The organism is Citrobacter sp. C1, assembly GCF_014596895.2.
GTDB classification, from domain to species: Bacteria; Pseudomonadota; Gammaproteobacteria; order Enterobacterales; family Enterobacteriaceae; genus Citrobacter; species Citrobacter gillenii.
In genome coordinates this window covers 3202561-3217789 of the sequence record NZ_CP115035.1, presented here as the reverse complement: position 1 = coordinate 3217789, position 15229 = coordinate 3202561, and the positions used below count along the sequence as shown (strand labels likewise).

General features: G+C 52.3%; 16 protein-coding genes. 14 read left to right on the top strand and 2 right to left on the bottom strand.

What is annotated here, in order from left to right; translation table 11 throughout:
* Positions 1 to 3: 3 nt before the first annotated feature.
* Positions 4 to 588: a nucleoside triphosphate pyrophosphatase gene (locus tag IB214_RS15660; RefSeq protein ID WP_096757549.1), complete on the bottom strand. Its 585-nt coding sequence runs from the start codon at positions 586 to 588 to the stop codon at positions 4 to 6.
* A gap of 197 nt (positions 589 to 785) precedes the next feature.
* Between IB214_RS15660 and yceD the strand changes: the two genes are divergently transcribed.
* From yceD to ptsG, 14 genes are all read left to right on the top strand, one after another.
* Positions 786 to 1307, top strand: coding sequence for a 23S rRNA accumulation protein YceD (gene yceD, locus IB214_RS15655; RefSeq protein WP_115258860.1), 522 nt, complete (start codon positions 786 to 788; stop codon positions 1305 to 1307).
* Between the two features lie 16 nt (positions 1308 to 1323).
* Positions 1324 to 1497, top strand: a complete 174-nt coding sequence (gene rpmF / locus IB214_RS15650; protein WP_003036242.1) for a 50S ribosomal protein L32 — start codon at positions 1324 to 1326, stop codon at positions 1495 to 1497.
* Between the two features lie 122 nt (positions 1498 to 1619).
* Positions 1620 to 2699, top strand: coding sequence for a phosphate acyltransferase PlsX (gene plsX, locus IB214_RS15645; protein WP_096759432.1), 1080 nt, complete (start codon positions 1620 to 1622; stop codon positions 2697 to 2699).
* A 77-nt stretch (positions 2700 to 2776) separates the two neighbouring features.
* Positions 2777 to 3730, top strand: coding sequence for a beta-ketoacyl-ACP synthase III (gene fabH / locus IB214_RS15640; protein ID WP_096757547.1), 954 nt, complete (start codon positions 2777 to 2779; stop codon positions 3728 to 3730).
* A 15-nt stretch (positions 3731 to 3745) separates the two neighbouring features.
* On the top strand, positions 3746 to 4675 hold the full coding sequence (fabD, locus tag IB214_RS15635; RefSeq protein ID WP_117341767.1) for an ACP S-malonyltransferase: 930 nt from the start codon (positions 3746 to 3748) through the stop codon (positions 4673 to 4675).
* 12 nt (positions 4676 to 4687) lie between these two features.
* Positions 4688 to 5422, top strand: a complete 735-nt coding sequence (gene fabG / locus IB214_RS15630) for a 3-oxoacyl-ACP reductase FabG (RefSeq protein WP_096757545.1) — start codon at positions 4688 to 4690, stop codon at positions 5420 to 5422.
* A gap of 155 nt (positions 5423 to 5577) precedes the next feature.
* The gene (gene acpP, locus IB214_RS15625; RefSeq protein ID WP_000103754.1) at positions 5578 to 5814 is read left to right on the top strand and encodes an acyl carrier protein; all 237 of its coding nucleotides are present in this window, start codon (positions 5578 to 5580) and stop codon (positions 5812 to 5814) included.
* Positions 5815 to 5899: 85 nt separating this feature from the next.
* Positions 5900 to 7141, top strand: coding sequence for a beta-ketoacyl-ACP synthase II (gene fabF / locus IB214_RS15620; RefSeq protein ID WP_115258859.1), 1242 nt, complete (start codon positions 5900 to 5902; stop codon positions 7139 to 7141).
* Positions 7142 to 7268: 127 nt separating this feature from the next.
* A complete protein-coding gene (pabC, locus tag IB214_RS15615) occupies positions 7269 to 8078 on the top strand; it encodes an aminodeoxychorismate lyase (protein WP_096757543.1) in 810 nt (269 codons plus the stop codon).
* Positions 8079 to 8080: 2 nt separating this feature from the next.
* On the top strand, positions 8081 to 9103 hold the full coding sequence (gene yceG, locus IB214_RS15610; protein ID WP_117341768.1) for a cell division protein YceG: 1023 nt from the start codon (positions 8081 to 8083) through the stop codon (positions 9101 to 9103).
* Complete coding sequence (tmk, locus tag IB214_RS15605) at positions 9093 to 9734, top strand: dTMP kinase (RefSeq protein ID WP_115258856.1); 642 nt, start codon at positions 9093 to 9095, stop codon at positions 9732 to 9734. Before yceG ends, tmk begins: the two co-directional genes overlap by 11 nt.
* On the top strand, positions 9731 to 10735 hold the full coding sequence (gene holB, locus IB214_RS15600) for a DNA polymerase III subunit delta' (protein ID WP_117341769.1): 1005 nt from the start codon (positions 9731 to 9733) through the stop codon (positions 10733 to 10735). The genes tmk and holB overlap by 4 nt, the downstream gene beginning before the upstream one ends.
* A 10-nt stretch (positions 10736 to 10745) precedes the next feature.
* Positions 10746 to 11543, top strand: coding sequence for a metal-dependent hydrolase (locus IB214_RS15595; protein ID WP_117341770.1), 798 nt, complete (start codon positions 10746 to 10748; stop codon positions 11541 to 11543).
* Between the two features lie 416 nt (positions 11544 to 11959).
* Entirely contained in the window at positions 11960 to 13393 is a 1434-nt protein-coding gene (ptsG, locus tag IB214_RS15590; protein ID WP_096757538.1) for a PTS glucose transporter subunit IIBC, read from the top strand.
* A 55-nt stretch (positions 13394 to 13448) separates the two neighbouring features.
* On the opposite strand, the gene IB214_RS15585 is transcribed toward ptsG, so the two are convergent.
* A complete protein-coding gene (locus IB214_RS15585) occupies positions 13449 to 15227 on the bottom strand; it encodes an aminopeptidase P family protein (RefSeq protein WP_117341771.1) in 1779 nt (592 codons plus the stop codon).
* Positions 15228 to 15229: the final 2 nt, after the last annotated feature.

Genomic DNA, 15229 nt, shown 5'->3' with positions numbered 1-15229 from the left:
TAATCAGGCTTTCAGCGGATTCATCTCTTCCCTGCGTAGCATCTGACACAACGCAATCAGCGGCAGGCCAACCAACGTATTAGGATCGCGGCCCTCCAGACGCTCAAAGAGCGCAATACCTAATCCTTCGCTTTTAAAACTGCCGGCACAATGTAACGGACGTTCTTTGCGTACGTAATCGTCAATTTCCGTCTCGCTTAAATGACGGAAATGAACATCGAACGGTTCGACTTCGGTTTGTAAATGTCCGTTTGCAGAATTATACAGCGCCAGTCCGGTGTAAAACGTCACAATATTGCCGCTGGCTTTGGTTAATTGTTGTCTGGCCTTTTCTTCTGTTAACGGTTTTCCGGTTATTTCTCCATCAAGTACACAGATTTGATCGGATCCAATAATGAGGTGTGATGTGTAGCGGTGGGCAAGAGATTGCGCTTTTTCCTGGGCCAGACGTAATACCAAATGCCGAGGTGTTTCGCCAGGCTGCGGTGTCTCATCAACCTCAGGTGCTGCACATTCGAACGGGATGGCCAGTTTTTCAAGCAAGGCGCGACGCCAGGGAGAGGTAGACGCAAGAATGAGTTGAGGCATATTTTTTCCCTCGCATATAGCGTAATGATGAGAGCCATTTTAAACTAGGGCTCTCGACCTTCAAGTTGGCTGCTATGGCCAGACTTGAGTGATTTTAAGTCGATGACCCGCAATGTGTGCGAATTATTGGCAAAAGGCAACCTCAGGCTGCCTTTTTCTTTGACTCTATGACGTTACAAAGTTAATATGCGCGCCCTATGCAAAAGGTAAAATTACCCCTGACTCTTGATCCGGTTCGTACGGCTCAAAAACGCCTCGATTATGAAGGTATCTATACTTCTGATCTGTTAGAGCGCGTCACCGATTTTGTAGTCAGTGTGGACAGTGATGTGGAATGCTCCATGTCGTTCGCGATCGATAACCAACGTCTTGCCGTTATTACCGGTGATGCGAAGGTCTCGGTTACGCTCGCATGCCAGCGTTGCGGGAAACCGTTCCCACTCCATGTCCACACAACATATTGTTTTAGTCCTGTCCGTTCTGACGAGCAGGCTGAAGCACTGCCGGAAGCGTATGAACCGATTGAGGTTAACGAATTCGGTGAAATCGATCTGCTTGCAATGGTTGAAGATGAGATTATCCTCTCCTTGCCGGTAGTTCCGGTGCATGATTCTGAACACTGTGAAGTGTCCGAGGCGGACATGGTCTTTGGTGAATTGCCTGATGAAGCGCAAAAACCAAATCCATTTGCCGTATTAGCCAGCTTAAAGCGTAAGTAATTGAGGAGTAAGGTCCATGGCCGTACAACAGAATAAACCAACCCGTTCCAAACGTGGCATGCGTCGTTCTCATGACGCTCTGACCGCAGTCACCAGCCTGTCTGTAGACAAAACTTCTGGTGAACAACACCTGCGTCACCACATCACTGCCGATGGTTTCTACCGCGGCCGTAAGGTAATCGCTAAGTAATCACGCATGGCTCAATGAATTTCCCACCTCGGTGAGAAAGACAAAGAGAACCAGCGTGATGAAGCTTAGTGAGGCTTTCCCCGGGTAACTGGGGAAACACCTAGCCGAGCAGCGACGATACCTTGACACGTCTAACCCTGGCGTTAGATGTCATGGGGGGCGATTTTGGCCCTACCGTGACAGTGCCTGCAGCACTGCAGGCACTGAATTCTAATTCGCAACTCACACTTCTTTTAGTCGGGGATCCCGATACAATCACGCCATTACTTGCCAAAGCTGACTTCGAACAACGTTCACGTCTGCAGATTATCCCTGCTCAGTCAGTTATTGCCAGTGATGCCCGGCCCTCGCAGGCTATCCGCGCCAGTCGTGGTAGCTCTATGCGTGTTGCCCTGGAGCTCGTGAAAGAAGGTCGTGCAGAAGCCTGTGTGAGCGCCGGTAATACGGGCGCGCTAATGGGACTGGCGAAGTTATTACTCAAACCCCTTGAGGGGATTGAGCGACCTGCGTTGGTGACGGTGTTGCCGCATCAGCAGAAGGGCAAAACGGTGGTGCTGGATCTCGGCGCTAACGTTGATTGCGACAGTACGATGTTGGTGCAATTTGCCGTCATGGGTTCCGTGCTGGCAGAAGAGGTGGTTGGGATTGCCAGCCCTCGCGTTGCATTGCTTAATATCGGTGAAGAAGAAACTAAGGGTCTCGACAGTATTCGGGATGCTTCTGCTGTGCTAAAAACAATCCCTTCCATTAACTATATCGGCTATCTTGAAGCCAATGAGTTGTTGACTGGCAAAACCGATGTGTTGGTTTGTGACGGCTTTACAGGCAATGTCACATTAAAGACTATGGAAGGTGTTGTAAGAATGTTCCTTTCACTGCTGAAATCTCAGGGTGAGGGCAAAAAACGGTCGTGGTGGCTGCTGTTATTAAAACGTTGGTTACAAAAAAGCCTAACGAGGCGATTCAGTCACCTCAACCCCGACCAGTATAATGGCGCCTGTCTGTTAGGATTGCGCGGCACAGTGATAAAAAGTCATGGTGCGGCCAATCAGCGAGCATTTGAAGTCGCGATTGAACAGGCAGTGCAGGCGGTGCAGCGACAAGTTCCTCAGCGAATTGCCGCTCGCCTGGAATCTGTATACCCAGCTGGATTCGAACTGCTGGATGGTGGCGAAACGACACGCTCGCGGGCGCGCAGATGATAGTGCGGTCGAGAGCGTAGCCTACCTACCCGTGATTTGTTCGTAGCGGTATATAACCAAAAAGTGACTGAGCGTACATGTATACGAAGATTATTGGTACTGGCAGCTATCTGCCTGAACAAGTGCGTACTAACGCCGATTTGGAAAAAATGGTCGAGACATCTGATGAGTGGATTGTCACTCGTACAGGTATCCGTGAACGCCATATTGCCGCGCCCAATGAAACCGTTGCGACGATGGGCTTTGCCGCCGCAAACCGCGCACTTGAAATGGCTGGCATCGATAAAGATCAAATTGGTCTGATTGTGGTTGCGACCACATCATCAACGCACGCTTTTCCGAGTGCGGCGTGCCAGATCCAAAGTATGCTGGAAATTAAAGGCTGCCCGGCGTTTGACGTCGCGGCTGCCTGCGCCGGTTTTACTTATGCCCTGAGCGTGGCTGACCTGTACGTTAAGTCCGGCGCAGTGAAGCACGCGCTGGTGATCGGGTCTGATGTGCTGGCGCGTACTTGTGATCCGACCGATCGCGGGACGATCATTATTTTTGGTGATGGTGCTGGCGCGGTGGTACTGAGTGCCTCAGAAGAGCCAGGCATTCTCTCCACTCATTTGCATGCTGATGGTCGCTATGGCGAACTGTTGACACTGCCGAATGCCGATCGTGTGAATCCGGAGAACCCGATTCATCTGACCATGGCGGGTAACGAAGTCTTTAAAGTAGCGGTTACCGAGCTTGCACACATCGTTGATGAAACGCTGGCAGCGAATAATCTCGACCGTTCTGCCCTGGACTGGTTGGTACCGCACCAGGCAAACTTGCGCATTATCAGCGCGACGGCGAAAAAGCTGGGCATGTCGATGGATAATGTCGTGGTTACGCTGGACAGACATGGCAATACGTCAGCCGCTTCCGTTCCATGTGCGTTGGACGAAGCCGTCCGCGACGGGCGAATTAAAGCCGGTCAGCTGATATTGCTTGAGGCCTTCGGGGGTGGATTCACCTGGGGCTCGGCGCTGGTTCGTTTCTAGTATAAGGATTTTAACATGACGCAATTTGCATTTGTGTTCCCGGGTCAGGGATCTCAAACCGTTGGGATGTTGTCTGAAATGGCTGCAGCCTACCCCATTGTTGAAGAAACTTTTGCTGAAGCTTCAGCTGCGCTGGGCTATGATCTGTGGGCACTTACCCAGCAGGGACCAGCAGAAGAACTGAATAAAACCTGGCAAACGCAGCCAGCGCTGTTAACGGCCTCTGTTGCATTGTACCGCGTGTGGCAGCAGCAGGGTGGTGCAACGCCTGCGCTGATGGCCGGGCATAGCCTGGGTGAATACTCCGCGTTGGTATGCGCGGGTGTCATCAACTTTGCTGATGCCGTACGCCTGGTTGAACTGCGTGGCAAATTCATGCAGGAAGCGGTGCCGGAAGGTACGGGCGGCATGTCTGCTATCATCGGCCTGGACGATGCGTCCATCGCGAAAGCCTGTGAAGAGTCAGCAGAAGGTCAGGTTGTATCACCGGTTAACTTTAACTCACCGGGCCAGGTGGTGATTGCCGGGCATAAAGAAGCCGTAGAGCGTGCAGGTGCAGCATGTAAAGCCGCAGGTGCGAAACGTGCTCTGCCGCTGCCGGTTAGCGTGCCGTCTCACTGCGCGTTGATGAAACCAGCAGCAGAAAAACTGGCCGTTGAACTGCAGAAGATTACTTTTACCGCACCGACCGTTCCGGTTGTGAACAATGTCGATGTGAAGTGCGAAACCCACGCAGACGCGATACGCGATGCGCTGGTTCGCCAACTGTACAGCCCGGTTCAGTGGACCAAAACCGTCGAGTTTATGGCGTCCCAGGGCGTAGAGCATCTGTATGAAGTGGGGCCGGGTAAAGTCCTCACGGGTCTGACAAAACGTATTGTTGATACCCTGACTGCTTCGGCATTGAATGAGCCGGCGGCGCTGACTGCGGCGCTTGCGCAATAAAAGAGGAAAACCATGAGTTTTGAAGGAAAAATCGCGCTGGTTACCGGTGCAAGCCGTGGCATTGGCCGCGCAATTGCTGAAACACTCGTTGCCCGTGGCGCGAAAGTGATCGGCACTGCAACCAGCGAAAGCGGTGCGCAGGCCATTAGCGATTACTTAGGTGCAAATGGTAAAGGTCTGGTGTTGAATGTGACCGATCCTGCATCTATCGAATCTGTTCTGGGAAATATTCGCGCAGAATTTGGGGAAGTCGATATTCTGGTTAATAATGCCGGGATTACTCGTGATAACCTGTTAATGCGCATGAAAGATGACGAGTGGAACGATATCATTGAAACCAACCTGTCATCTGTTTTCCGTCTGTCAAAAGCGGTAATGCGCGCTATGATGAAAAAGCGTCATGGTCGTATTATCACTATTGGTTCTGTGGTTGGTACCATGGGAAATGCGGGTCAGGCCAACTACGCTGCGGCGAAAGCGGGTTTGATCGGCTTCAGTAAATCACTGGCGCGTGAAGTTGCGTCTCGTGGCATTACTGTAAACGTTGTTGCTCCGGGCTTTATTGAAACGGACATGACGCGTGCGCTGACTGATGAGCAGCGTGCGGGTACGCTGGCGGCAGTTCCTGCGGGGCGCCTTGGCTCCCCAAATGAAATCGCCAATGCGGTTGCATTTTTAGCTTCTGACGAAGCAAGTTACATCACAGGTGAGACTTTGCATGTCAACGGCGGGATGTACATGGTTTAACCACGAGATAAAAAAATTTGCGTTATTAGGGTGAATGCCCTCAAAATAACGCAAAATCGTGGTAAGACCTGCCGGGATTTAGTTGCAAATTTTTCAACATTTTATACACTACGAAAACCATCGCGAAAGCGAGTTTTGATAGGAAATTTAAGAGTATGAGCACTATCGAAGAACGCGTTAAGAAAATTATCGGCGAACAGCTGGGCGTTAAGCAGGAAGAAGTAACCAACAATGCTTCCTTCGTTGAAGACCTGGGCGCAGATTCTCTTGACACCGTTGAGCTGGTAATGGCTCTGGAAGAAGAGTTTGATACTGAGATTCCGGACGAAGAAGCTGAGAAAATCACTACCGTTCAGGCTGCCATTGATTACATCAACGGTCACCAGGCGTAAGTGAACATCTCCAGGCGGTCATTCGACCGCCTGAGTTTTATCTTTTTATCCCACTTGAATTATTTTCCCTCCCTGGAGGACAACCGTGTCTAAGCGTCGTGTAGTTGTGACCGGACTGGGCATGTTGTCTCCTGTCGGCAATACCGTAGAGTCTACCTGGAAAGCTCTCCTTGCCGGTCAGAGTGGCATCAGCCTGATCGACCATTTCGATACTAGCGCCTATGCAACGAAATTTGCTGGCTTAGTAAAGGATTTTAACTGTGATGACATTATCTCGCGCAAAGAACAGCGCAAGATGGATGCCTTCATTCAATATGGAATTGTCGCTGGCGTTCAGGCCATGCAGGATTCTGGTCTCGAAATTACGGAAGAGAACGCTCACCGTGTTGGCGCCGCTATTGGCTCCGGTATTGGTGGTCTCGGTCTTATCGAAGAAAACCATACCTCGCTGGTAAACGGTGGACCACGTAAGATCAGTCCATTCTTCGTTCCGTCGACGATTGTTAACATGGTGGCCGGTCACTTGACCATCATGTACGGCCTGCAAGGGCCAAGCATCTCCATCGCTACCGCCTGCACTTCAGGCGTGCATAACATCGGTCATGCCGCGCGTATCATTGCATACGGCGACGCAGACGCGATGGTTGCGGGTGGTGCTGAAAAAGCCAGTACACCGCTGGGTGTGGGTGGTTTTGGCGCAGCACGTGCGCTGTCTACGCGTAATGATAACCCGCAAGCGGCAAGCCGTCCGTGGGACAAAGAGCGTGACGGTTTTGTGCTGGGCGACGGCGCTGGTATGGTGGTACTGGAAGAGTACGAGCATGCAAAAGCGCGTGGTGCAAAAATTTACGCTGAAGTGGTCGGTTTTGGGATGAGCAGCGATGCTTACCATATGACTTCGCCGCCGGAAAACGGCGCGGGTGCTGCACTGGCGATGGTCAACGCATTACGTGACGCGGCTATCGAACCCGGTCAGATTGCCTATGTCAACGCACATGGCACGTCTACACCAGCAGGCGATAAAGCGGAAACTCAGGCAGTGAAATCTGTCTTTGGTGATGCGGCACGTAGCGTGATGGTCAGTTCGACCAAATCCATGACCGGACACCTGTTGGGTGCGGCGGGCGCGGTAGAGTCTATTTTCTCTATTCTGGCGCTGCGCGATCAGGCGGTTCCACCAACCATCAACCTGGATAACCCGGATGAAGGTTGTGACCTGGACTTTGTTCCGCACGAAGCACGTCAGGTCAGCGGCATGGAATATGCTCTTTGTAACTCCTTCGGCTTTGGTGGTACTAACGGTTCGGTGATCTTTAAAAAGATCTAAGTCCCGCAGGTAACTTACCTGGCGTCATAAAAAAGGTCCGCTTGCGGGCCTTTTTTTATTCGATTTTTCGACCTTGTCCTGGCTTTGGCATCCTGCCAAACTAGCTGACCACGAATAAGGAGCCACCATGTTCTTAATTAATGGCCGTGAGCAGGGCACGTTGGTTGCAAGCGATCGTGCGACGCAGTTTGGTGACGGATGTTTTACCACTGCGCGAATTGTCGATGGTAATGTGTGTTTTCTTTCGGCGCATCTCCAGCGTTTAGACGACGCATGCAAAAAATTGCTGATCCCCTTCGATAAGTGGTCAGAACTGCAAGATGAAATGCAAATGCTGGCGGTCGGGCATACACGTGGTGTACTGAAAGTGATCATCAGTCGTGGTAGCGGGGGCAGGGGCTATAGTGGCGCGAACTGTCATTCGCCTACGCGTATTCTCTCTACTTCTGCCTTTCCCACACATTACGCTCGTTGGCAGAACGATGGGATTGTTCTGGCTGTAAGTCCTGTGCGTCTGGGGCGCAATCCGATGCTTGCCGGAATTAAACACTTGAACCGACTGGAGCAGGTGCTGATTCGTTCTCATCTTGAGCAGACAGACGCCGATGAAGCGCTGGTTCTTGACAGTGAGGGATGGGTTACGGAATGCTGTGCGGCTAATGTGTTCTGGCGTAAAGACGATGTCGTTTATACCCCTCGACTGGATCAGGCTGGCGTGAACGGCATTATGCGACAATTCTGTATGCGGATGCTGGCACAATCACCGTTCAAGATTGTCGACGTGTATGCGCGGGAAGAGGACGTGATGCAGGCGGATGAGATGGTTGTCTGTAATGCATTAATGCCGGTGGTTCCCGTGCGTGCCTGTGGTGACAGGATGTTGTCTTCACGTTTGTTATTCGATTTTTTAGCCCCACTTTGTGAGCACCCAAATTAGTCATGAAAAAATTGTTACGCGTTGTTGTTTTATTGCTGGTTGTGCTGGGCATTGCCACGGGTGTGGGAATGTGGAAAGTTCGCCATCTGGCGGACAGTAAATTATTGATTAAAGATGAAACGATTTTTACGCTGAAAGCGGGCACGGGTCGTCTGGCTCTGGGTGAGCAGCTGTATGCAGATAAGGTGATTAATCGTCCACGCGTATTCCAGTGGTTACTGCGTATTGAACCCGACCTTTCGCATTTTAAAGCCGGGACCTACCGGTTGACGCCTGATATGACTGTACGGGAAATGTTGCAACTGCTGGAAAGCGGAAAAGAAGCACAGTTCCCATTACGTCTGGTTGAGGGCATGCGCCTGAGTGATTACCTTAAACAGCTGCGCGATGCGCCCTATATCAAGCACACATTGAGCGACGACAACTACGCTACCGTTGCCGAGGCGCTGAAGCTGGAGAACCCGGAATGGGTGGAAGGCTGGTTCTGGCCGGATACCTGGATGTATACCGCCAACACCTCGGATGTGGCGCTGCTGAAGCGTGCACACCAGAAAATGGTCAAAGCTGTTGATACTGCCTGGGAAGGGCGTGCCGAAGGTCTACCGTATACCGACAAAAATCAGCTGGTGACCATGGCCTCTATTATTGAAAAAGAAACCGCTGTCGCCAGCGAGCGCGATCAGGTGGCCTCGGTGTTTATAAACCGTTTACGTATTGGCATGCGCTTACAGACCGATCCGACCGTGATTTACGGGATAGGCACACGGTATAATGGTAAATTGTCGCGCGCCGACCTGGAAACGCCGACTGCGTATAACACCTACACCATTACCGGGCTGCCGCCAGGCCCGATTGCTATGCCGGGCGAAGCCTCATTGCAGGCCGCCGCGCATCCGGCAAAAACACCGTATCTCTATTTCGTGGCTGACGGTAAAGGTGGTCACACGTTTAATACCAATCTTGCCAGCCACAACCGATCTGTGCAGGATTATCTGAAAGTGCTTAAGGAAAAAAATGGGCAGTAATTATATCGTCATCGAGGGCCTGGAAGGCGCCGGAAAAACTACCGCGCGGGATGTAGTGGTGGAGACACTTGAGCAACTCGGTATCCGCGACATGGTGTTTACCCGCGAGCCAGGTGGGACCCAGCTGGCAGAGAAATTAAGAAGCCTGGTGCTGGACATCAAGTCGGTCGGTGACGAAGTGATTACCGATAAAGCGGAAGTGCTGATGTTCTACGCCGCACGTGTTCAGCTGGTCGAAACCGTCATTAAGCCTGCGTTGGCAAAAGGTGCCTGGGTGATTGGCGACCGTCACGATCTGTCGACCCAGGCCTATCAAGGCGGTGGCCGTGGCATCGACCAAACGATGTTGGCCACTCTGCGTGATGCGGTACTCGGTGATTTTCGCCCGGACCTGACGCTCTATCTGGATGTGACGCCTGAAGTGGGTTTAAAGCGTGCCCGTGCTCGTGGTGAGCTGGACCGCATTGAACAGGAGTCTTTTGACTTCTTTAATCGCACCCGTGCCCGCTATCTGGAACTGGCGGCGATAGATCCCAGTATCCGTACCATAGATGCCACGCAGCCGCTTGAAGCTGTCATGAATGATATCCGTAGCACCATTACCCACTGGGTACAGGAGCAGGGCGCATGAAATGGTATCCATGGTTACGACCCGATTTTGAAAAACTTGTCGCCAGTTACCAGGCGGGTCGCGGTCACCATGCGTTACTGATTCAGGCGTTACCCGGTATGGGTGACGACGCGCTGATTTACGCCCTTAGCCGCTATCTGATGTGCCAGCAGCCGGAAGGGCATAAAAGCTGTGGACATTGCCGTGGTTGCCAGTTGATGCAGGCAGGAACGCATCCTGACTATTATTCTCTGCTGCCGGAAAAAGGAAAGAACACGCTGGGTGTTGACGCGGTACGTGAAGTCACTGAAAAGCTGTACGAACATTCGCGTCTGGGCGGTGCCAAAGTGGTGTGGATCCCCGATGCTGCCCAGTTAACGGATGCGGCAGCCAATGCCCTGCTAAAGACGTTAGAAGAGCCGCCGGCGCAAACGTGGTTTTTCCTGGCTACTACCGAGCCGGCACGCTTACTTGCCACATTACGCAGCCGTTGTCGATTGCATCACCTTGCTCCCCCGGAGGAATCGTATGCGGTTTCCTGGTTGGCCCGCGAAGTGACTGCCCCGCAGGATGCACTTCTTAGCGCACTACGCCTGAGCGCCGGGTCTCCTGGGGCGGCACTAATGTTGCTTCAGGCAGAAAGCTGGGCGCACCGTAGCGATTTTTGCGCGGCACTGGCGAACACCTTGCATTCCGGCGACTGGTATCAGCTGCTGGCGGCGCTCAACCATGAACAAGCTGCAGCCCGCTTACACTGGCTGGCAACGCTCTTTACGGATGCGCTCAAACGTCCGTATGGTGCTGCCCATTTAACTAACCCTGATGCACTGGCGTTGATTTCATCCATTGCTGAACTGTTCTCCGTGGCGCAGATTCAGGCGATGCTGGGTGATGTGTGCTACTGCCGTCAGCAACTGCTCAACGTGACGGGCGTCAATCGTGAACTGGTATTAACCGATCTTATCCTGCGTATTGAGCATTACCTGCAACCAGGCACCGTACTGCCTGTTCCCCATCTTTGAGAGAGACATTATGTTTTTAGTCGACTCACACTGCCATCTTGATGGCCTGGATTATCAATCTCTGCATAAGGACGTGGATGACGTGCTGGCGAAAGCGGCAGCGCGTGATGTGAAGTTTTGTCTTGCCGTAGCGACCACCTTACCCGGATACCGCAATATGCGCGACCTGGTTGGCGAGCGCGATAATGTGGTGTTCTCCTGCGGTGTACATCCGTTAAATCAGGATGAAACCTATGATGTAGAAGACCTGCGTCGCTTTGCCGCGGAAGACGGCGTGGTGGCGATGGGGGAAACCGGGCTGGACTATTTCTACACCCCGGAAACCAAAGTGCGTCAGCAGGAGTCGTTCATTCATCACATTCAGATTGGCCGCGAACTGCAAAAACCAGTGATCGTCCATACCCGTGATGCGCGAGCCGATACGCTATCGATTCTGCGAGAAGAAAACGTGACGGATTGTGGCGGCGTACTACACTGTTTTACAGAGGACAGGGAAACTGCGGGCAAATTGCTGGATCTCGGATTCTATATCTCTTTTTCCGGCATCGTCACGTTCCGTAACGCCGAACAGTTACGCGACGCCGCACGCTATGTTCCTTTGGATCGCTTGTTAGTTGAGACTGACTCTCCGTATCTTGCGCCGGTACCGCATCGTGGTAAAGAGAACCAGCCCGCCATGGTTCGTGATGTCGCAGAGTATATGGCCGTATTGAAAGGTGTTGCCGTTGAAGAACTGGCGAAAATCACCACTGATAACTTTGCCCGCCTGTTTCACATCAACGCTTCTCGCCTGCAATCTATCCGTTAATTGAGTTTTTTTAAAGCTCGTAATTAATAAGTAAACCGAGTAAAGTTCACCGCCATAAAATGGGCGGTGAATAACCAGTTAGACACATTCAGATACTCATTTTATCGGATTGTGCGAATTTTACGGCTATCCACAGCTGAATTGTGATAGCCGTCAAACAAAAATAAGCTGAATTATTTTACTCTGTGTAATAAATAAAGGGTACTTAGATGCCCTGTTCACGGCGAGGTTCTCCCCCCTCGCCAATGCGTGAGAACGTAGAATACGCAAAATCATTCAAGCAGCATCAAGGCGGCAAGTGAGTGAATTGCAGGAGCTTACTTAAGTAAGTAACTGGGATGAACGAGCGCAGCCAACGCTGAGGCGGTTTGAAGGATGAAGTGTATAAGCACAAATACTCAGGAGCACTCCTAATTATGTTTAAGAATGCATTTGCTAACCTGCAAAAGGTCGGTAAATCGCTGATGCTGCCGGTATCCGTACTCCCGATCGCAGGTATCCTGCTGGGTGTCGGTTCCGCTAACTTCAGCTGGCTGCCAGCCGTTGTATCGCACGTTATGGCAGAAGCAGGCGGTTCTGTTTTTGCAAACATGCCGTTGATTTTTGCCATCGGTGTCGCGTTAGGCTTCACCAACAATGACGGTGTTTCCGCACTGGCTTCAGTGGTTGCCTACGGCATCATGGTCAAGACCATGGCTGTGGTTGCGCCGCTGGTTCTGCATTTACCTGCTGAAGAGATCGCAGCTAAACACCTTGCTGATACGGGTGTTCTCGGGGGGATTATCTCCGGTGCGATAGCAGCGTATATGTTCAACCGTTTCTACCGTATCAAACTGCCTGAGTATCTTGGCTTCTTTGCCGGTAAGCGCTTCGTTCCAATTATTTCTGGTCTGGCTGCCATCTTTACGGGTGTGGTCCTGTCCTTTATTTGGCCGCCGATCGGTACTGCTATCCAGACATTCTCCCAATGGGCTGCATACCAGAACCCGGTTGTGGCGTTCGGTATCTACGGCTTCATTGAACGCTGCCTGGTACCGTTTGGTCTGCACCATATCTGGAACGTTCCATTCCAGATGCAGATTGGCGAATACACCAACGCTGCGGGCCAGGTGTTCCACGGCGATATCCCTCGCTATATGGCGGGTGACCCGACTGCGGGCATGCTGTCTGGTGGCTTCCTGTTCAAAATGTACGGTCTGCCGGCTGCCGCTATTGCTATCTGGCATTCTGCAAAACCAGAAAACCGCGCGAAAGTGGGCGGTATCATGATCTCCGCGGCGCTGACCTCGTTCCTGACCGGTATTACCGAGCCGATCGAGTTCTCCTTCATGTTCGTGGCGCCGATCCTGTACATCATCCACGCGATTCTGGCAGGCCTGGCATTCCCGATCTGTATCCTGCTGGGTATGCGTGACGGTACGTCGTTCTCTCATGGTCTGATCGACTTTATCGTTCTGTCCGGTAACAGCAGCAAACTGTGGCTGTTCCCAATTGTCGGTGCTGGCTATGCTATCGCCTACTACACCATCTTCCGTGTGCTGATCAAAGCGCTGGACCTGAAAACACCGGGTCGTGAAGACGCGACTGAAGACAGCAAAGCGGGCGCAACGGGTGAAATGGCTCCGGCCCTGGTTGCTGCGTTCGGCGGAAAAGAAAACATCACTAACCTCGATGCGTGCATTACGCGTCTGCGTGTCAGCGTGGCTGACGTCGCCAAAGTGGATCAGGCTGGCCTGAAGAAACTGGGTGCAGCAGGCGTGGTGGTTGCGGGTTCTGGTGTTCAGGCTATTTTCGGCACCAAGTCCGATAACCTGAAAACTGAAATGGATGAATACATCCGTAACAGTTAAGCCGTAAGATGTTGGGGAGAACTAAGGCAGCCTGCGGGCTGCCTTTTTTAATGCATTAATTGGCCTGAACACGAATCGGCGCGGTGGCAGCAAATAGCCATGGACGAGCATCACTGTTTACGCGCGGTGACAAGGTTTCTCTGACTTGCTGATGGTAATCATCAATCCACTGCTTTTCGCTCTCGCTCAGCAGATGCAACTCAACCAGATTCAAATCAATGGGCACTAGCGTCAACGTGGAGAAGCGGCAAAAGCCAGGGCGACTGTCGATAATTTCCACCTGATTCTCAATACGGATACCGTATTGTCCGGCCAGATAATATCCTGGTTCGATGGTAATAATGTTGCCCGCAACCAGAGGCCAGGGGTTCACTTTCTTTGCAATGCGGTGCGGCTGCTCGTGGATCAACAACTGATGCCCGACACCGTGGCCGGTGCCATGATCGTAATCCAGGCCCAGCGCCCAAAGTGCCCGACGGCTAAACGCATCCAGTTGATGCCCCTGAGTACCGCTCGGGAATTGCAACGTGATCAGCGATAAAAAGCCTTTCAGCACTGCAGTGTAATGCAGTCGACGCTGTGGATCCTGCGGGCCAAAGGCGAGGGTGCGCGTTGTATCCGTAGTGCCGTTCTGATACTGACCACCAGAATCATTTAAATACATCGCCTGAGAGGTGATGGGGGTATTGGTTTTTTCGCTGGAATGATAATGACACATTGCCGCATTGCTGGCTGATGCTGAGATCGTACCAAAACTTTGCTCAATAAACCCAGGCTGCTGCTGGCGAAACGCCAACTGTTTTTCCTGGGCTTCCAGTTCGGTTACCGGATTACCCGCAGCCTCACGTAAGGGGACTTCATGCGCCAGCCAGGCGAGGAAGTTCACCCAAGCGGCACCATCCTGCTCATGACATTCGCGATAACCCGCCAGTTCTGTGTCATTTTTATGTGCTTTGATAAGCGTTATGGGATCGGGTGCCCAGAGGAGTTCGCCACCGTGCTGTTCAATGGCGAATCGCAGTGCAACCGGTGCATAGTCTTTATCGACCAGGAAGCGTTTCCCGTGGGCAAGTTGCTGGCAGCGAGACAGAAAATCCTCTTGTGGCGAAATCGTTAATGCGTTCAGTAGCGCTTCGGGTAACTGCTGCGTTTTGTTGGCATCCACAAACCACTCCAGTTCACCACTGCGATGCAGCAAGGCAAACGAAAAAGGCACCGGAACCATATTGAGATCTGAACCGCGCACATTGAGCAGCCAGGCGATGTTATCGGGCAGGGTGATTGCCAGAAAGTCAGCCTGATGCTGAGCAAGTTGCTCGACGATCCGTGCGCGTTTCTGCGCACTGCTTTCGCCGCTGATCTCAATGGGCATTTCGCGGATGATGCCGCAGGGGGCAGCAGGACGGTCGAGCCAAACTGTATCGAAGGGGTCGGTTTCCAGCGCGACCAGTTCGCAATGAGTGGCCGAAAGCGCCTCAAACTGGCTGTTGACCATCAGCAGAGGCTCAAAGCCAATGCGGGTACCTGCTGGCACATGCGTCTGCAAATAATCGGCTAGCGGCTCGTCGTGTAAATGATGAATCTCGAAATCGTCCAGGGAGACTTCGTTACGGACCTGGACCTGGTAACGTCCATCGACAAACATCAATGCGCGATCGCGAAGCACCAGTGCCAGACCAGCTGAGCCGCTAAAGCCGGTAAGCCAGGCCAGTTTATTGTCGTGTGGTGTGCAATCCTCACTCTGATGAGCGTCGGCGCGTGGAACAATCATACCATCCAGTCCCTGTGCTAACAGGAGATTGCGCAGGGCGGAAAGGGGCGTTGAGTTATGCATAG